9 protein-coding genes, 2 tRNA genes and 3 rRNA genes are annotated in these 19,885 nt (G+C 43.3%); 3 read left to right on the top strand and 11 right to left on the bottom strand.

The features are described from left to right. Positions 1 to 191: 191 nt before the first annotated feature. The 6 genes from FK004_RS05400 to FK004_RS05375 all read right to left on the bottom strand — a co-directional run bounded on the left by FK004_RS05400 (position 192) and on the right by FK004_RS05375 (position 5,876). Positions 192 to 494 (bottom strand): hypothetical protein, encoded by a 303-nt coding sequence (locus FK004_RS05400; protein WP_108736347.1) that lies wholly within the window; start codon positions 492 to 494, stop codon positions 192 to 194. Positions 495 to 775: 281 nt separating this feature from the next. After that, positions 776 to 885: ribosomal RNA gene (rrf, locus tag FK004_RS05395) — 5S ribosomal RNA — on the bottom strand. A gap of 154 nt (positions 886 to 1,039) precedes the next feature. Beyond that, positions 1,040 to 3,921 (bottom strand): 23S ribosomal RNA (locus FK004_RS05390). Positions 3,922 to 4,025: 104 nt separating this feature from the next. Then, positions 4,026 to 4,099 (bottom strand) — tRNA-Ala (locus tag FK004_RS05385). 94 nt (positions 4,100 to 4,193) lie between these two features. After that, a tRNA-Ile gene (locus FK004_RS05380) sits at positions 4,194 to 4,267 on the bottom strand. A 93-nt stretch (positions 4,268 to 4,360) separates the two neighbouring features. Continuing rightward, positions 4,361 to 5,876, bottom strand: a 16S ribosomal RNA gene (locus tag FK004_RS05375). Together the 16S, 23S and 5S rRNA genes with 2 tRNA genes alongside form the textbook arrangement of a ribosomal RNA operon. An 882-nt stretch (positions 5,877 to 6,758) precedes the next feature. Here FK004_RS05375 and FK004_RS05370 point away from each other — a divergent pair. After that, positions 6,759 to 11,399, top strand: coding sequence for a beta strand repeat-containing protein (locus FK004_RS05370; protein WP_157956033.1), 4,641 nt, complete (start codon positions 6,759 to 6,761; stop codon positions 11,397 to 11,399). 7 nt (positions 11,400 to 11,406) lie between these two features. Here the strand turns inward: FK004_RS05370 and FK004_RS05365 are convergent, their stop codons facing one another. Further along, positions 11,407 to 12,618, bottom strand: a complete 1,212-nt coding sequence (locus FK004_RS05365; protein WP_108735429.1) for an IS256 family transposase — start codon at positions 12,616 to 12,618, stop codon at positions 11,407 to 11,409. A 538-nt stretch (positions 12,619 to 13,156) separates the two neighbouring features. Between FK004_RS05365 and FK004_RS05360 the strand changes: the two genes are divergently transcribed. Together FK004_RS05360 and FK004_RS05355 are read left to right on the top strand one after the other, a co-directional pair. Next, positions 13,157 to 13,804, top strand: a complete 648-nt coding sequence (locus FK004_RS05360; RefSeq protein ID WP_108736345.1) for a T9SS type B sorting domain-containing protein — start codon at positions 13,157 to 13,159, stop codon at positions 13,802 to 13,804. A 270-nt stretch (positions 13,805 to 14,074) separates the two neighbouring features. After that, positions 14,075 to 14,482: a hypothetical protein gene (locus FK004_RS05355; protein ID WP_108736344.1), complete on the top strand. Its 408-nt coding sequence runs from the start codon at positions 14,075 to 14,077 to the stop codon at positions 14,480 to 14,482. 85 nt (positions 14,483 to 14,567) lie between these two features. Here FK004_RS05355 and FK004_RS05350 read toward each other — a convergent pair whose 3' ends face one another. The 4 genes from FK004_RS05350 to FK004_RS05335 all read right to left on the bottom strand — a co-directional run bounded on the left by FK004_RS05350 (position 14,568) and on the right by FK004_RS05335 (position 19,884). Beyond that, complete coding sequence (locus FK004_RS05350) at positions 14,568 to 15,161, bottom strand: 2OG-Fe(II) oxygenase (protein WP_108736343.1); 594 nt, start codon at positions 15,159 to 15,161, stop codon at positions 14,568 to 14,570. 106 nt (positions 15,162 to 15,267) lie between these two features. Continuing rightward, entirely contained in the window at positions 15,268 to 16,557 is a 1,290-nt protein-coding gene (gene flxY / locus FK004_RS05345; protein ID WP_170108544.1) for a flexirubin biosynthesis putative acyl-CoA ligase FlxY, read from the bottom strand. 53 nt (positions 16,558 to 16,610) lie between these two features. Beyond that, positions 16,611 to 18,257: a C45 family autoproteolytic acyltransferase/hydrolase gene (locus FK004_RS05340; RefSeq protein WP_108736342.1), complete on the bottom strand. Its 1,647-nt coding sequence runs from the start codon at positions 18,255 to 18,257 to the stop codon at positions 16,611 to 16,613. Positions 18,258 to 18,315: 58 nt separating this feature from the next. Next, entirely contained in the window at positions 18,316 to 19,884 is a 1,569-nt protein-coding gene (locus FK004_RS05335) for a phytoene desaturase family protein (protein ID WP_317046967.1), read from the bottom strand. Between the last annotated feature and the right edge of the window lies 1 nt (position 19,885).

Raw genomic sequence — 19,885 nt, 5'->3', positions numbered from 1 at the left:
TATCAGTAAATTCTAAGGGATTATGTACTGTTTTAAAGCAACAATTGGATTTAATACCACAATTAATCATTTATGCCTTAAATTGAAGGCCAACATCAAATAATTACTGCAAGTCCATAAAACAAAGAAAGCCAATGATAAAATCATTGGCTTTCTTTGTTTTATGGTTAGAACTGTTATAGGGCTTTTTTTTAAGCTTCCTTCACAAATTCACCGGCAGCGGTAAAGAGTGCGGTTACTTTTTGCCCGTCTTTCGAGAGTACCAATTTGTATTCTCCATCAGCAGCTACATACGCTTCTTCCATGCTATAACCTCCATATTTTTTAGAGATATTTTGAAGCGCTTCCTGGGATACTTCCGATCCGTCGATTCTTTTATATTCTTTCTCCTGGTGGATAGTAGTCTTTGTAGACGTTGTTTCAGTTACTGTGTTAGCAGCGGCATTAAACGATAAGGCGATTACTAAAGCGGCTGTTAAAAATAAATTTTTCATAATGCTATATTTTATAGGTTATACTTGTTCTCTGTATAATCAGTATGAAAGAACTATACCAAACACAGCTCTTTACTCAAGCTTGTCGTTTAACTGCTGTATTACAATACTTTATGAAGTTTCGTATGCTTTATGGAAATCTAAAAAAGCAGTTTTATTTCTACACTATGGGGAAGTCGTACCCAAAAATGCTACACTTTTGTTGTTTGTTTTGTATTATTTTGTTGTACAGAAGTTTGTAAAACAAAAAACCCTTCATCATAGATGAAGGGTTTTTAAAAGAAAGGCGACGACATACTCTCCCACATAACTGCAGTACCATCTGCGCAGGCGGGCTTAACTTCTCTGTTCGGGATGGGAAGAGGTGAGCCCCGCCGCAATAACCACCTTAAGTCGTTACAATTGCTTTGGGCAATCTTTCTATTATTAATACACCATAAATTGATGCAAAACAACAGACAATATCTTAACATACTGAGATAAAGAAAGTATTTTTATTTACTATTTTTAGAAAGTTGCACCCTCCCGGTTGCCCGGGAGGATTCGTACATAAGCTTACGGGTTATTAGTACTACTCGACTATGACATTACTGCCTTTACATCTATAGCCTATCAACGTGGTCATCTTCCACGACCCTTAAAAGAAATCTCATCTTGTGGTGGGTTTCGCGCTTATATGCTTTCAGCGCTTATCCCTTCCAAACGTAGCTACTCTGCGATGCCCCTGGCGGGACAACAGATACACTAGAGGTTTGTCCAACTCGGTCCTCTCGTACTAGAGTCAGATCCACTCAAATTTCTAACGCCCACAGTAGATAGAGACCGAACTGTCTCACGACGTTCTGAACCCAGCTCGCGTGCCACTTTAATGGGCGAACAGCCCAACCCTTGGGACCTTCTCCAGCCCCAGGATGTGACGAGCCGACATCGAGGTGCCAAACCCCCCCGTCGATATGAGCTCTTGGGGGAGATCAGCCTGTTATCCCCGGCGTACCTTTTATCCTTTGAGCGATGGCCCTTCCATGCGGAACCACCGGATCACTATGCTCTACTTTCGTACCTGATCGACCTGTATGTCTCTCAGTCAAGCTCCCTTATGCCATTGCACTCTACGCACGGTTACCAAGCGTACTGAGGGAACCTTTAGAAGCCTCCGTTACTCTTTTGGAGGCGACCACCCCAGTCAAACTACCCACCAAGCAATGTCCCCCGCAATACGGGGTTAGGCTTCAGATAAGCAAAGGGTGGTATTTCAACAATGACTAACCAACGCCTGGCGACGCTGGATCGAAGTCTCCCACCTATCCTACACATCACTTATCCAAAGTCAATACTAAGCTATAGTAAAGGTGCACAGGGTCTTTTCGTCCCACTGCGGGTAATCGGCATCTTCACCGATACTACAATTTCACCGAGCTCATGGCTGAGACAGTGTCCAGATCGTTACACCATTCGTGCAGGTCGGAACTTACCCGACAAGGAATTTCGCTACCTTAGGACCGTTATAGTTACGGCCGCCGTTTACTGGGGCTTCAATTCAATGCTTCTCCGAAGATAACATCTCCTCTTAACCTTCCAGCACCGGGCAGGTGTCAGGCCCTATACTTCATCTTACGATTTTGCAGAGCCCTGTGTTTTTGATAAACAGTCGCCTGGACCTCTTCACTGCGGCCAGCTTGCGCTGGCGACCTTTCTCCCGAAGTTACAGGTCTATTTTGCCTAATTCCTTAGCCATGAATCTCTCGAGCACCTTAGGATTCTCTCCTCGACTACCTGTGTCGGTTTACGGTACGGGTACTAATAACCTGAAGTTTAGAGGTTTTTCTTGGAAGCCCTTAGGTGTACTATCTCTTTGTCCGAAGACTCCGAGTACTATCGGCCTTTGCCATTCTCAACGGATTTGCCTATCGAGAATATAGCTACAGCCTTCAACGAACTATTCCGTCAGTTCGCGACACTTTCATCACTCCGTCACCCCATCACAGTTATCAGTAGTACGGGAATATTAACCCGTTGGCCATCGACTGTCCCTTTCGGGTTCGCCTTAGGACCCGACTAACCCTCAGCTGATTAGCATAGCTGAGGAAACCTTAGTCTTTCGGTGTGCGGGTTTCTCGCCCGCATTATCGTTACTTATGCCTACATTTTCTTTTCTAACCGGTCCAGCATACCTCACGATACACCTTCGGCCCTGTTAGAATGCTCCCCTACCACTTGTAATAAATTACAAATCCATAGCTTCGGTAATATGCTTATGCCCGATTATTATCCATGCTCGTCCGCTCGACTAGTGAGCTGTTACGCACTCTTTAAATGAATGGCTGCTTCCAAGCCAACATCCTAGCTGTCTGGGCAGACAAACCTCGTTTTTTCAACTTAGCATATATTTGGGGACCTTAGCTGATGGTCTGGGTTCTTTCCCTCTCGGACATGGACCTTAGCACCCATGCCCTCACTGTTAGTGAACATTATATAGCATTCGGAGTTTGTCAGGAATTGGTAGGCGGTGAAGCCCCCGCATCCAATCAGTAGCTCTACCTCTATATAACTTTATAACTAACGCTGCACCTAAATGCATTTCGGGGAGTACGAGCTATTTCCGAGTTTGATTGGCCTTTCACCCCTACCCACAGGTCATCCGAAGACTTTTCAACGTCAACCGGTTCGGACCTCCACTATGTGTTACCACAGCTTCATCCTGCCCATGGGTAGATCACACGGTTTCGCGTCTAACACTACTGACTAAAGCGCCCTATTCAGACTCGCTTTCGCTACGGATCCGTGGCTTAACCACTTATCCTTGCCAGCAACGTTAACTCGTAGGCTCATTATGCAAAAGGCACGCCGTCACCCCACGAAAGGGCTCCGACCGCTTGTAAGCGTATGGTTTCAGGATCTATTTCACTCCGTTATTCACGGTTCTTTTCACCTTTCCCTCACGGTACTGGTTCACTATCGGTCTCTCAGGAGTATTTAGCCTTAGCGGATGGTCCCGCCAAATTCAGACAGGGTTTCACGTGCCCCGCCCTACTCAGGATACCACTATTCTTATCTTCTATTACTAATACGGGACTATCACCCTCTATGGTTTAACTTTCCAGTTAATTCTTATTCTATCCGCAAGAAATCGCGTGGTCCTACAACCCCAAAATTGCCGTAACAACTTTGGTTTGGGCTAATCCGCGTTCGCTCGCCACTACTTACGGAATCACTTTTGTTTTCTTCTCCTCCGCCTACTTAGATGTTTCAGTTCAGCGGGTTTGCTCACCTATCGGTGTGGCATGTCTTCAACATACCGGGTTGCCCCATTCGGATATCTACGGATCAAGTCGTGTGTGCCGATCCCCGTAGCTTTTCGCAGCTTATCACGTCCTTCATCGCCTCTGAGAGCCTAGGCATTCCCCATACGCCCTTATTTTGCTTATTGTACTTTCTCTTTACATATTACTATGTAAAAAATTGTACTTTCTACTTTTTAATATTTTTCTTATCTCAATATGTCAATGAACTATTTTCACTCTACGTGAATTGTGGAGAATATCGGAGTCGAACCGATGACCTCCTGCGTGCAAGGCAGGCGCTCTAGCCAGCTGAGCTAATCCCCCATTTCCTAATTTTAAATTATGAATGTTGAATTTTGAATTAATGGTAATTCATACTCATACTTCTAAAATTTCCTTTTAATTAAGCTTAAAATAGTAGTCCCGGGCAGACTCGAACTGCCGACCCCTACATTATCAGTGTAGTACTCTAACCAGCTGAGCTACGAGACTCTGTTTTTTTGCTTAATTTGTATTATTTGAACTAACAGCGAGAGTAATGCATCATATACATCATAAAGAGCTTCATTTTACGTCTTTCTCTAGAAAGGAGGTGTTCCAGCCGCACCTTCCGGTACGGCTACCTTGTTACGACTTAGCCCCAGTTACCAGTTTTACCCTAGGCAGCTCCTTGCGGTCACCGACTTCAGGTACCCCCAGCTTCCATGGCTTGACGGGCGGTGTGTACAAGGCCCGGGAACGTATTCACCGGATCATGGCTGATATCCGATTACTAGCGATTCCAGCTTCACGGAGTCGAGTTGCAGACTCCGATCCGAACTGTGAACGGTTTTATAGATTCGCTCCTGGTCGCCCAGTGGCTGCTCTCTGTACCGTCCATTGTAGCACGTGTGTAGCCCAAGGCGTAAGGGCCGTGATGATTTGACGTCATCCCCACCTTCCTCTCAGTTTGCACTGGCAGTCTCGTTAGAGTTCCCGACATGACTCGCTGGCAACTAACGACAGGGGTTGCGCTCGTTATAGGACTTAACCTGACACCTCACGGCACGAGCTGACGACAACCATGCAGCACCTTGTAAATTGTCCGAAGAAAAAACTGTTTCCAGTCCTGTCAATCTACATTTAAGCCTTGGTAAGGTTCCTCGCGTATCATCGAATTAAACCACATGCTCCACCGCTTGTGCGGGCCCCCGTCAATTCCTTTGAGTTTCATTCTTGCGAACGTACTCCCCAGGTGGGATACTTATCACTTTCGCTTAGCCACTCAGATTTGCACCCGAACAGCTAGTATCCATCGTTTACGGCGTGGACTACCAGGGTATCTAATCCTGTTCGCTACCCACGCTTTCGTCCATCAGCGTCAATATATTAGTAGTAACCTGCCTTCGCAATCGGTATTCCATGTAATATCTAAGCATTTCACCGCTACACTACATATTCTAGTTACTTCCTAATAATTCAAGCCCTGCAGTATCAATGGCAATTTCCCGGTTGAGCCGGGAGATTTCACCACTGACTTACGAGGCCGCCTACGGACCCTTTAAACCCAATGATTCCGGATAACGCTTGGATCCTCCGTATTACCGCGGCTGCTGGCACGGAGTTAGCCGATCCTTATTCCTACGGTACCGTCAATCTGGCTCACGAGCCAGGGTTTCTTCCCGTATAAAAGCAGTTTACAATCCATAGGACCGTCATCCTGCACGCGGCATGGCTGGATCAGGCTTGCGCCCATTGTCCAATATTCCTCACTGCTGCCTCCCGTAGGAGTCTGGTCCGTGTCTCAGTACCAGTGTGGGGGATCTCCCTCTCAGGACCCCTACCCATCGTTGCCTTGGTATGCCGTTACCATACCAACTAGCTAATGGGACGCATGCTCATCTTTTACCGATAAATCTTTAATTATTAAATGATGCCACTCAATAATACTATAAGGTATTAATCCAAATTTCTCTGGGCTATCCCTTTGTAAAAGGTAGATTGCATACGCGTTACGCACCCGTGCGCCGGTCTCTGGTTCCGAAGAACCATACCCCTCGACTTGCATGTGTTAAGCCTGCCGCTAGCGTTCATCCTGAGCCAGGATCAAACTCTTCATCGTATAATTTTAATAATTTGTCGACGAAAATTTAGCGTATTCTTTACTACCTATAGTAGCCTTACTCTCTCTTATTTGCTGTCAATTCAATATGTCTATGAACGTGTCTTCTTGTGTTTCGCTTGTCTCTCAAAGCGGCTGCAAAACTACATCTTTCGTTTCTATCTCGCAAGCTTTTTTTGAAGTTTTTTTTTCGGAAGATTTAACACCTCCTTTTCCTTCTATTACTTACTCAATCTTTCAACGAACTTCCCGTGTTTTGCGGAGCGCAAAGGTAAATCATCTCTTTATTTCTGACAAGCTTTTTGTAAAGTATTTTTTCAATCCTTTTCTTAAACCCATCTCAATATTCTTATGAACTTCACTCTTATTGCGGGTGCAAAAGTAAGCCCTTTTTCCGCTTTTCCTACTCTTTGCTAACCTTTTTTTAAGCTTTATTTAATATCATATTTTAAGTATCTAAAAAACAACAAATTAAACACTAATAGGTTTTAAAACTTTCTTTAGCTCTGCCCTGATTTTAGCTTTAGCCACAGCATCACTCCTATATAATAGACCACTTCAGCTATCTCCCTAAAAACAAATCCCCTTTTTGAGCTGCATCAAAAAGGGGATTGCTGTATTTTTACACTACTATATATAGGTAAGACATTTCTATACTTTCACCGATTATAAACAGAAACACCAAATTCTATTCTTTTACAACTGAATTACACCCTAATTATAATTCACAAAAAAGGATAATCGCAATAAATACTATTGAATTAACCTTTCTATTGCGTTAAAAAACAAAACATTATCTTAAATAATCTAAGAATTGTCTAAAATATTAGTTAATTTTGAGAGGATGCCCTTCGCATAATGTCTGATTTAAATTTTTACGCTATGAAATTTAAAACTTTACTTTGTCGTCTCTTACTGTTCTCCCTTCCCTTTTTCAGCACCCAACATGTTTTTTCCCAATGTTTTGAAATACAAAGTATTCTTGTCGATGCTTGTGGTGCTCAGGAATCTCTAAATGAAATGGTGCGCTTTAAAGTGGGCAATGCTCCGCTTAACAGCAATACCCTAACGGTAACCTGGCCGAATAACTCCTGGAAAGGAGTTATTCAAAATGCCACTTCTGCCACCAAAGTAGCAGAGCTTAATGCTGATATTGCTGCTGCAGGTGGCTGTGGACAGGTTTTGGAACCACCAGGGGGAATTATTCCTGCGAATGCTTCTGTGATATTGGTTACGAGTTACGAAATGGATACCCCATTAAATTCATTCGGCCCATTATCGGAGACTATCTATATTATCTTCCAAAACAATACGACAACCGTTGCAGGTCATTTTGCCAATTATTTAGCAGGCCCCAATGGTATACGGACATTAATTATGAATTTTGGTTCCTGTACCGATACCGTATCCTATGATCGTGCGTTACTTACCACACCTACCGGAGTACCAGCAGCAGCGGATGGCGCTACTGTATTATTCACTCCTGCCGGTGTGCCCACTTATATTAACAATGGTTGTGTTGCTCCGGTTCCTCCTTTTACAGTCGATGCCGGAACACCTGTAACCATTTGTGCCGGAAGTACAATTACACTTAACGGTACTGCTCAGGGGCAGCAAAGTCAATTATGGACTGCCGGAACCGGGACATTTTCTACACCAATTGCTTTAACAACGGATTATACAATACCGGCAAATGCTGCAGGAAGCACTATTGTACTTACCTTAACTGCTACAAATACCTGCGGCCTTCAGGTATCGGACACCGTAACCCTTACCATTTCTACGCCAGTTGTCCCTAACTTCCCTTCTACGCTAACATTTTGCAGTGGTACTCCGGCTGCAACATTACCCCTGGCGACGACTTCACCTAATGGAATCACTGGAAATTGGAATCCTGCTACAATAAACAATACAACCAACGGCACGTACACTTTTACACCCGATGCGGGACAATGTGCTACTATCGCCGTGCTCACTACTACCGTTACACCTCAAACAGTCCCAGATTTCGCTACTGCACTTACGGTCTGCAGCGGGACAACCCCTCCCGTTTTGGCAACGACTTCGCCCAATGGAATTACCGGAACCTGGAATCCAAATAGTATCAATACTACAACGAGCGGAAGCTATGTCTTTACTCCTGACACCAATGGATCCCAATGTGCATCAGCTGTTACCCTACAAGTAACCGTCACTGCTCCCGTTATTCCTGATTTTAGCCCTACACTCACCTTATGCAGCGACACTCCTGCGCCCATTTTGGAAACAACTTCACCTAATGGTATCATAGGCACGTGGACTCCGGCAGTTATCGATAATGCCAATAACGGGACGTATACTTTCACACCTGGTAGCGGTCAATGTGCTACGACTTCTACATTAACGGTGACTATTAGTCCATTGACAATTCCTGATTTTGCCAGCACACAAACACTTTGTAGTGGTACAGTACCACCTCCTTTGGCCACTACAGCTCCCAATGGAATTACCGGAACCTGGAACCCCGCAACTATCGATACAACAGTAGCAGCAACATATACTTTTACACCAGATCCGGGACAATGCGCTGCAACGACTACAGTAACCGTAAGCATTACACCCCAGACAGTACCGGATTTCGATACGGCATTAACCCTGTGTACGGGTAGCATTGCTCCCACACTGGACACTACTTCACCGAATGGCATAGCCGGAACATGGTTCCCTACTGCAATCAGTACCAGTACAAATGGAATTTATACGTTTACGCCGGATTCGGGACAATGTGCTACAACAGTAACACTTGAAGTACACCTCACACCACAGACCGTTCCCGATTTTAATACAACTCTTGAAGTCTGTAACGGCACACCGCCACCGGCATTAGCCCCTACATCACCAAATGGCATCAGTGGAAATTGGAGCCCATCCACTATTGATACTACGCTAAGCGGAACATATTTGTTTACCCCTAACGCCGGGCAATGTGCTACAACAGCATCATTGTCCGTCACTGTAACCAATGGCGGTATTATTCCGGATTTCCAAACGATACTCGAAGTGTGTAGTGGCGCAACACCGCCACCCCTAGCTTCGATTTCCCCTAACGGCATTAGTGGTACCTGGAATCCACCGACTATCGACAATGTCAACAACGGTACCTATACCTTCACACCTGATGCCGGACAATGTGCTGTCAACACAAGCCAAACGGTAACTGTACGGGTAAGCGGTATCGCTCCAAATTTCGATACAACTCTTAATTTGTGTAATGGCGCTACAGCCCCTCCATTAGCAACTACCTCGCCTAATGGTGTAACCGGAACCTGGAACCCTTCCACCATCGACACTACCACATCCGGCACCTATATTTTTACAGCTGATCCCGGGCAATGTGCCACGAACAGTACGTTGGATGTAACGATCACACCCAATACGGTACCTGATTTTGACACGGCACTTCAATTTTGTAGTGGTGCAACAGTACCTGTTCTGGCCAACACTTCACCTAATGGAGTAGCCGGAACCTGGAATCCTGCAGCAATCAGCAATACCATCAACGGTACCTATTTATTTACTCCGGATGCCGGACAATGTGCTACAACGTCCATTTTGCAGGTAACGATCAACCCCAATACCACTCCCGATTTTAATACTACCCTTACAATTTGTAATGGATCCCCAGCTCCAATATTGGCCACCACTTCGCCCAATGGGATTACTGGAACATGGAATCCATCAGCAATCAGTACCAGTGCTGACGGTAGCTATATTTTTACTCCGGATGGCGGGCAATGTTCCACAACTGTGACACTAACGGTTACAGTAACTCCAAACATTATCCCTAATTTTGACACTACACTATCTCTTTGTAATGGCAGTACTGCTCCTGTACTGGCCACTACCGCTCCTAATGGCGTTACCGGAATTTGGAGTCCTACAATTATAAATACTACTGCGAGTGGTAATTATACTTTTACACCTGATGCCGGGCAATGTGCAAGTCCTACAACTTTAGTAGTAACCATTACCGCTCCAACCACACCCGATTTTGATACCACACTTACCTTATGTAGTGAAACTTCGGCACCAGCATTAGTCGCCACTTCACCTAATGGAATCACAGGAACATGGACGCCTGCTGTAATTAGTACGAGCACAAGCGCAAATTATGACTTTACACCCCTTGCGGGGCAATGTGCCACCACTGCAACATTAGAAGTACTCATTAGTACTCCGGTGCTTCCGAATTTTGATCCGGTACTGAGTTTTTGCAGTGGCGCGACGGCTCCAAACCTGCCTATAATCTCACCTAATAATATAACCGGAACCTGGAATCCTGCAGTCATTGATACCAGTACAGCAGGAAGCTATCTTTTCACACCCGATGCAGGACAATGTACCGCTCCTTTTACACTTACGGTACTTATTAATGCGCCTAGTGCACCCGGCTTTGATACTACGCTTATACTATGTAGCGGAACTCCGGCTCCGCCATTAGCCACCATCTCGCCCAATGGCACCACAGGAACCTGGAATCCTGCAGTTATTGACAATAATACCAGCGGCACTTATACTTTTACTCCTGATGCCGGGCAATGTGCTACAAACTCAACACTGGTTGTAACTATAACACCGAGCACTACTCCCGATTTCGATACGGCTTTATCATTATGCAGTGCTGCAACGACTCCAACATTAGCTACTACTTCACCCAATGGTATAATCGGAACCTGGAATCCTGCAGTTATCAGTACTACTGCAAATGGCACCTATACTTTTACTCCGGATGCCGGGCAATGTGCTACCACTACAACACTGGCTGTAACTATAACACCGAGCACTACTCCCGATTTTGACACCATTTTATCATTATGCAGTGGTGCAACGGCTCCAACATTAGCCCCTACTTCGCCGAATGGCATAACCGGAACCTGGAACCCGGCAGTTATCAGTATGACTGGAAATGGCATCTATACTTTTACTCCTGATGTTGGGCAATGTGCCACAACTGCAACACTGGCTGTAACTATAATACCAAGCACTACTCCCGATTTTGATACGGCTTTATCATTATGCAGTGGTGCAACGGCTCCAGCGTTAGCCACTACTTCACCCAATGGTATAACCGGAAGCTGGAACCCTACAATTATCAGTACTACTGCAGACGGCACTTATACTTTTACGCCGGATGCAGGGCAATGTGCTACAAACTCAACACTGACCGTAACGATCACACCAATCCTCACACCTGATTTTGATACTACGTTATCATTATGCAGTGGTGCAACGGCTCCAACATTAGCCTCTACTTCACCCAATGGTATAACCGGAACCTGGAACCCGGCAGTTATCAGTGCTACAGCAAATGGCACTTATACTTTTACTCCGGATGCAGGACAATGTGCTACCACCACAACACTGGCTGTAACTATAACACCGAGTCTTACACCTGATTTTGACACCACTTTATCATTATGTAGCGGTGCAACGGCTCCAACATTAGCCCCTACTTCCTTCGAGACTGGTCGAAATTTTGTGTAAACAGTTCTTAGTGTTTAATATTACACCTTTCTCCAAATATGACCAAGAACTGATTCATGATTAATCCCCAGCTTGGTATTGCATTTATCCAGCTTTTTTCACAATTTTGTATTGCTAAATAGACTGATTTCTTGACGCTTTTTTCATCTGGGAACTGCACTTTTGTTTTGGTATATTTTCTAATTCCCCTGTTTAAGTTTTCTATTGTATTTGTGGTGTACATTATTTTCCTGATTTCAGCAGGATAGGCCAAAAAAGGCATGAGATTTTCCCAATTCTTTTCCCAGGAGCAAACGGCATATTTATATTTTGCTTCCCAGTTTTTTTTAAATTCAGCCAGAGCTAAAACGGCTTCTTCCTGATTTATTGCAGTATATACTTCTTTCATTGCACTGCAAAATGCTTTTCTATCCTTAACTACTACAAACTTAAGGCTATTCCTTATTTGATGAACAATGCAAAGCTGGGATTCTGTATTTGGAAAAACACCTCTGATAGCTTTTGTAAATCCGGTAAGGTTATCTGTACAGGCAATGAGAATATCCTTTACTCCACGAGATTTTATGTCAGAGAGTACAGTCATCCAAAATGAAGCCGACTCTTCTTTATTTAGCCACATTCCTAATACTTCTTTCTTACCATCTGTTTTTAGTCCGATTACAATGTAAATTGCATGGTTTTCATATTTCCCATCTGTTCTTACTTTCATATGCACAGCATCCATCCAAACAATCAGATACTGTGGTTCTAAAGCCCTTTTAGTCCATAAATCAACATCAGCCAGTATTCTATCAGAGATGGTCGAAATCGTGGACTCACTTACTGATATCCCATAAACTTCTTTAACTTGTTCTACAATATCACTACGGGTCATTCCACGACTGTACATTCCTAAAATAGCATCTTCAATCTTTTCACTCATCGATTGGCCTTTTCCGATGACCTGAGGCTCGAATTCACCATTTCTATCCCGGGGAATAGCCAGGACCATATTGCCCAAAGTCTCTGATTTTATATTCTTTGAGAAAGAACCATTACGGCTATTGCCTGTATTGTATCCGTCAATATTATGCTTCTCATATCCCAGATGAGCATCCAATTCTCCCTGGAGTAGCTGTTCAATGCCTTGTTTATACAGGTCTTGAAAAAAAGTATGGAAGTCTTCTTTGTTTTTAAATTGCTTTGCAAAATCTTTGGGTAATTTACCATCTTCGATCATAATCCGCTCTTTTTAAATTATTTAAATGTAGTTCTTTTAAATTCTATACTTAATGATCTGTTGTTTTTTGGCTAAGCCTTAAAATCTCAAATCAAATTAAAATCAATTTCTACGTTTACACAATCTAACGACTACTCCCCCTACTTCGCCGAATGGTATAACCGGAACATGGAGTCCAGCTGTTATCAGTACGACTACAGATGGCACTTATACTTTTACGCCGGATGCCGGACAATGTGCCACAACCACAATACTGACCGTAACTATAACACCAGGCACTACTCCCGATTTTGACACCACTTTATCATTATGCAGTGGTGCAACGGCTCCAACGTTAGCCACTACTTCACCCAATGGTATAACCGGAACATGGAATCCAACAATTATCAGTACTACGACAGATGGTACTTATACGTTTACTCCGGATGCCGGGCAATGTGCTCCTCCACTTACTTTAACCGTCACAATCAACAATAGTATCATTCCTGATTTTGATACCAACCTTACACTTTGTACCGGTGCAGTACCTCCGGTTTTATTGACCACTTCTCCTAATGGCGTGATAGGCACCTGGAATCCAGTCAGCATCAATACCGCCGAAAACGGAACTTATATTTTTACACCTGCTCCCGGTCAATGCGCCCCTCTACTTACTTTAACCGTCACAATCAACAATAGTACTTTTGCTGTTGAGCAGGGATGTAATAATGACCAGTATATCGTAACCATATTACCGGAAAATCCAGATGGGGACTATACCTATACCTGGACCAATACTTCAGGGAGCCATGTGGGAAATAATAGTGCTGCCTTTAATGTGACCGACTATGTAACGGGACTTTCAAATCCCCAATTGCCGATGGAGTTTACAGTAACGGTATCCAATAATGGTTGTAGTCAGTCCGAAATTATTACTGTTACCCAATTTCTTTGTGTAGTTCCGAAAGGGATTTCTCCAAATGGAGATGGTGTCAATGATAGTTTTGACCTGAGCGGGCTTAATGTCCATAAACTGAAAATTTTTAACCGGTATGGTACCGAAGTCTATCATTTTAGTGGCAATTACACCAATCAATGGAAAGGGGAATGTAAAGAAGGTACGATTCTACCTTCCGGAACCTACTATTACCTGATTGAGACTAACGATAATCAGGCGAAAACAGGTTGGGTTTACCTGAATAAATAATTCTGTTGTATCGTAAAACAGCCTTTTTCCGACAAGTTCAGAAAGAGGCTGTTTTTATTTTATCCGTTTTTTGTATTGCAATTTATTTTTTCCTTGTTAAAAAAAGATAAGCTATAGCAATGATTTTCAACACCTATCTTTCCCCCTTCCCTAATTATTTCCTAAAAGGCATTATGGTAGAAGCTGCGCTTTATTATTTAGGCACAGTTATTGAAATTGCACCTACAAAGCATCCCCCTAACGGAGCAGGAATAATTAAAAACTACTACTATGAAAACACAAAAGCTATTGCTTACAGGACTATTGTTATTGGTCTTTGGCATCTCAAAAGCGCAGGTATCCGTTAATGTAAATATTGGCACCCCAGCCTGGGCTGCGCCGGTCACTGTTCAGGAACGGTATTACTATCTTCCCGATATCAATACATATTACGACATGAATAATGCGCAATATGTATATGTAAACCGCGGTCAATGGGTTCGCACACGTAACCTTCCGGTTGTATACCGCAACTATGATTTTAACCGTGGGCCAAAAGTGATCGTTGCCAATTACAGGGGAAATAGCCCTTACCTGCATTACAAACACAAACCAAAATATAATAAGCATTATAAAAATGACCATAAGGGCCGTAATCATGGACACCACAATGATCATAGAGGAAGAGGAAGGGATTAATGATGATGAAACGTACTACCTAAAGCCAGCGGATATGCTGGCTTTTTCCGTTTTTTATACAAGTTCAATTCGTAAAATTATAAGACTAACCCCTTTTCAGCCATCCTGTTACGCTAAGTCGGTCGGCTTGTGTAGGGAGTACCTGGTGCTCCAGTTCATTGCTTTTAAAAAATACTGTTTTCCCCTGAGTAGGCGTAATCTTTTCATCATGACCGTCCTGGTGAATTAGAAGCTCTCCACCATCTGACTCTTTCCAGTTCTCATTCAGGTAACTGATCATGGAAAATTCCCTTCCGGGATTATTCTTGAATCGATCGAGATGCCTTACATAAAAAGCACCAGGCTCATACAGGGTATAATGAAATTCATAATCTGTAATTCCGGTATAACAGCTGTCATTGAGGTATCGGATAAAATCTTCGATTCGGAGGAAAAACTCATTTTCATGAGGATTATTGTGCTTTTTGTCGAGCCAGTAAATGGCATCGCTCCGGACGGCAGTATTGTGCAATAGTTTATCTCCGTTCCCGGTTCCTGCTGCGAGCAATAATTTCTCTGCATTCAGTGTACGCAGATTTTGCTTGAGATGTGCTGCGAGCGCATCACTAATAAAATGTTCTGAAATGCCAACCTTGTTTTCAATGTAACTCGCGATCAACCTCTCGAAACTGTTTTCCATAAAAAATGCCCGACCTGACAGGCGGTACAAGGTAGACTAATAAGTTGACAGTTATCATTATTCGTGTTTTATTTCCACCTTGTAACATACAGTCCCCTTAAAACAATTACCGCATGTCAAAAAAACGTACCGGCTTGCGGCTGAGTAAGGGAAAAACCATTTGCTGTAATGCTTCAACTGAAGCAAATTCTATTTTGGGTGTTACTCTTAATTTGGCCCGGAAATAATCTTTTATCTCCTGTAGCAATTCTTCCGTAGGAACTTTTGCTGCTATTTTGATCCGTATTTCATCAGTTCCCAATTCATTATGGTAAATTTCAATCACATGGTTTTCTACAGCATCAAAATGATTCAGTACATCATGCATTGCAGGCGGATATAAAGTAGTGCCTTTGTATTTGATCATTTGCTGCTTGCGCCCTACTACTGGCCCTACCCTTTGTGTGGTACGCCCACAGGTACAGGGCGTAGAATGCAACTGTACAATATCTCCCGTTTTAAAACGGATCAATGGCATCCCTTCCACCCCTAATGTGGTAATTGTCAGTTCTCCGGTTTGTCCTTCGGCTACAGGTTGGTTATTGTCATCTAGTACTTCGGTAATAATCAGTTCCGGATGGTGGTGTCCCCCCTGCCCGGCACTACACTCGGTAAAAGCCGTACTCATTTCTGTAGAAGCATAGGTTGAAAACAACGGGATATCCCATTTTTCAGCAATCTTTAGTGCCAGCAGGTTTTTAGAAAAATCCTGGTTTCGTAAAGGCTCTCCAATACAAATTGCCCCTTTGATACCACAATTCTTATAATCGATGTTGTGATTTTCAGCAAATTCAATCAGTTTCAGTAGAAATGACGGAACGGTAATAAGGTAATCCGGATGGTATTTTAAGATGGAATCCCATTGCAATTGTGGAATCCCGGCACCTACACGAATGACTCCTGCTCCCAACTTCCGAAGGCCGAGAAAATAGGCAAGGCCTGCAACAAAACGGCGGTCAATGGTAGTCATCAGCTGTACTACATCACCTTCCTGAATCCCGGCACAATCAAATGAGATGGCTTCATTATAGGCCAGTCGGTCTAAATCTTTATCGGTCAATCCAAAAGTTACCGGATCTCCCAAAGTTCCCGAAGTGGTACAATAATCTATAATTTTTTTCTTGGGCACACATAGAAATGCGTCATTATGCTGCTGCAGGTCATCTTTGGTAGTAACAGGAAGTTGCTGAAGATCGGCAATTGTACGAATATGGTCAACCACTATCCCGTTTTTTTGGAAAAGGCTTTTATAAAATTCGGAATGGGTATTGACATACTGCATTACTTCCTGGAGTAATTGCTCCTGAGTTGCCTGTATTGCTTTTTGGGAAGCCCTTTCTATCGCTGGAAATATCATATGTTTACGTTAATCTTGGCTGTCTAAATAGGTGATTGGACAAAGTGACCGGGTTAAAATTTATTTTTCAGGATTTTTTCAATTGCCTTACGTTCCGGAAGCGTCGTGATTTCTTTTGTCAACGCCTTCTCAAAATTGACTTTTGCCTTTGCCATTTCTTTGTGCCGGAGGTAATAGCGTCCCGCCTTTTCATATACTCCCCAATATTCGGGATTGAGCGATTGGTATTCTGCTATAAAAATATCAGTTACGGCATCGTTTGATCGTAATGCTGCATCAAAAATACGGTTTTGAATCCGGAAGGCCTCATAATTGGCATAGGCTTTTGTCTCCAAAAATGGATCCGGCGCCATATTGAGAGGGGTGGTTGCAAGGGAGACAGGAATCCCTTCGTGTTTTTGGGTGTTAAAAACAGTATTCAGGTCATAGCAGACAAAGGTTCCGAGTTGGTAGGGATTTGCAGATACCCAAACACGTCTCAATTCCGGCTGGAAGATAATACCGTGATGTGCTAAAAGTTGGTTTAGGGCTTTTTCATTACCATAACCGAGTAAGGCATCCTGCAACCCATTGGTGTTTCGCAATATTGCCGCCGCCTGTTCGGGATTAATCGTCTCATGGGAATTCAACAACTCCGTCATGCGGTCGAAACGATATTGGGAATGGCTATCCCGGATATGTTTCAAATTCTTGCTGTCGTCCTGGTATTCCATACTCTGAAAATGATTGGCACAGACTAATTCCGGTTTGTTTGCCACTTCATAGACGCCAAAATGGCTGGGGGATACTTCAATCAGCACGGCTTTGTGGTCGGCTGCACTACCCACCATAATGGATTCTGATACAAAGACCTTCCGTTTTTTGGCAATAGCAATGGCTTCTTCAATCGTTCTTGCATACTGAACGATTTCCCGCGCTACCAAGGAAATGGGTGTTTTTGCGGATAATGGTATACTGGATTTTCCGGCATTGATTGTTACCGTCAGGCCTTCAAGATTCATTCCGGAAACCACTCCCAGCATACCAGGCCAGGAAACGGACATATAAGGATAGCCCTGATCCGGGCGAATAAAATAAACCACTTTATTTGTTGCAAAATCATCGCCGGCATAAAAATCAAGATTCCGTCCAATCAACAACGTTCCGTCTGCACTCTTTTCATTCCATACCGCAAAAGAGGTACAGCCAACCAGTGAAAGATCGGTTAATGCATGCCCGATATCATGAGCACCGTGCAGGTATAATGTCCTCAGGTATTTGGGGCCTAAATAATCGAAATCATTGGAGGTATAAAGAGAAAGTCCATAAATTTCAGTCTGGTATTCTTCCAATACATTTTTATAGAGGTTGCGGTTGTAGTACTTCAGAAAATGACGTAAGAGGCGTTGCCGGAATTTAGAAGGAACCAGCTCTCCGATTTTGCCAAAAAATACTTTCTCCTGGTACTTTATCAGGGAATCACTAAGGCTTCCAATAATCATTCCCCGTTCTAAAGGATCTCCTTCGGCATACAACTCCCAAAGTTTCTGAGGGTTTTGTACCAAAAAATTATTCTTATAGGAGAATGCAGTGGCAGTGTGTTTTTGGACTGATGGGATTTCTTCATGGTAGCCTATAGTTTGCGGCAGGTGATGCACTGAACGTGAAACACCGCAGGAAACGAGAAGAAGCACCAAAATAAATGTATACAACTGTTTCATCACAACTGTTATTCTTAACTACAGGCCGGGCCTATTCCCTCCTGCGATTTTACTTTTGTTATGCCGTTTGCACTTCCGCATTAATCTTATTAATCAGGTATTCTTTACCTACAATTTCGGAACAGGTAACTACGGCACCAATCGTTACGCCCAATACACCATGCATACTAATACTTTGTCCGGTCAGGAACAAGTTGGGTACTTTGGTCCGTGGCGTAATAAAGGTCTTCATGGGATTATGGGAATCTTTAATATACCCGTAAAGATTGCCCCGATGCCCTCCAATATAATCCCGGTACGATAATGGTGTTGAGGCATGCACCGATCGTATGGTCTCCCGTATACCCGGAAATTTAAGCTCCAGGCTTTTCAGGAACTTTTCTATTTTCTTTTCCTTAAATGCTTCATACCCTGCTCCTCTATCCTTGGCCTTTGCCGTAGTATTTTCGGTAGCTTCCCATTCTTGTACATCTTCAAAATTCATATAGGTAATCGCTGTCATGCTTTCTGCCCACTGTTCTGTTTTAGCGCCTATATTCATCGAAACCATAAAGGCCTTTGGCCAGGTGTCTTCGGTATAATCGTTGGCCTTCCAAACTTCGGCACTTTCTTTGAAATGGTAATAATTATGATTGAAATAGGGAAAGCCTTCGGGTTTAAATACAATATATAAACTAAAAGCAGACGGTACTGTTTCCAGTCCCTGGACACGTTTATAAAAAGGTTTTCTAAATTTGTCTGGCCCAATCATCTGCAGTGTCGTTTTGGGTTCGATATTTGAAATAAAAATTTTGCCAAACACTTCTTCGGTACCGTTTACCTTTGCAGAAACTAACTCCTCGCCCTCAAAACCAAATCCAGTAACTTCCTTGTATTTGTGTACTTCGCCTCCGTATTTTTTGAGCTGTTTGATGAGCTGTTTCGTGATCTGGCTTCCTCCATTTATACAACGCCAGGCACTTTGAATATAAGAATTCACGGATAGGGCATGTACATATAAAGGCGTTTTATCTTCAATCCCGGCATACAGGAAGTTAGAACCTGCCAGGACCGCTCGCAATTTGACATTGGACGTCAACGCATTTAAAAATTCACTCGTATTTATAGATAGTAATTCTTCACTGTAACCTCCACCGAAATTCAGGTTGTAAAGTGGAAAAGAATCGCAGATCCTCCGCAATTCCTGACAATAGGCTTCCAGTGCTTTTTTCTCCTCGGGAAAATAGGGCAGTAATTGCGCTACAAAATTTTCGTATCCCTGTGCATGTGGATAGGCCGTAGGGTCATCACCAAACGAAACAACATCATATGCATCGGTATCCATCTTGTGCAATTTCAGGTCATCCATAATACCGATATACTTGAAGTACTGGTACAGATTCTGTCCTTTTTCCAATCCGCCAATATAATGGATTCCGGTATCGAAAATGGTCTTGTCTCGAACAAATGTCTGAAGGTTGCCTCCAAACTGATTGTTTTTTTCAAGCACACCTACGCGATAGCCTTCTTTTGCCAGAATGATCGCAGAGACCAATCCACCAAGGCCACTTCCTATTACCACTACATCATATTCCTTTTTCACAGTAGGCTCATTTTCATTTGGGTCTGCAGTAGCGTTCAACACCATA

The sequence above is a fragment of the Flavobacterium kingsejongi genome, from assembly GCF_003076475.1.
GTDB classification, from domain to species: domain Bacteria; phylum Bacteroidota; class Bacteroidia; order Flavobacteriales; family Flavobacteriaceae; genus Flavobacterium; species Flavobacterium kingsejongi.
Note: the sequence above shows the minus strand (reverse complement) of the source record. Positions and strands in the feature narration are given on the sequence as shown.

Bases quoted from the DNA above. Each gene is read 5' to 3' on its own strand.
- flxY (WP_170108544.1), bottom strand. From the start codon at position 16,557: ATGATATTTCCAGCGATAGAAAGGGCTTCCCAAAAAGCAATACAGGCA.
- FK004_RS05335 (WP_317046967.1), bottom strand. From the start codon at position 19,884: ATGGTGTTGAACGCTACTGCAGACCCAAATGAAAATGAGCCTACTGTG.
- FK004_RS05350 (WP_108736343.1), bottom strand. From the start codon at position 15,161: ATGGAAAACAGTTTCGAGAGGTTGATCGCGAGTTACATTGAAAACAAG.
- FK004_RS05355 (WP_108736344.1), top strand. From the start codon at position 14,075: ATGAAAACACAAAAGCTATTGCTTACAGGACTATTGTTATTGGTCTTT.
- FK004_RS05365 (WP_108735429.1), bottom strand. From the start codon at position 12,618: ATGATCGAAGATGGTAAATTACCCAAAGATTTTGCAAAGCAATTTAAA.
- FK004_RS05340 (WP_108736342.1), bottom strand. From the start codon at position 18,257: ATGAAACAGTTGTATACATTTATTTTGGTGCTTCTTCTCGTTTCCTGC.
- FK004_RS05400 (WP_108736347.1), bottom strand. From the start codon at position 494: ATGAAAAATTTATTTTTAACAGCCGCTTTAGTAATCGCCTTATCGTTT.
- FK004_RS05370 (WP_157956033.1), top strand. From the start codon at position 6,759: ATGAAATTTAAAACTTTACTTTGTCGTCTCTTACTGTTCTCCCTTCCC.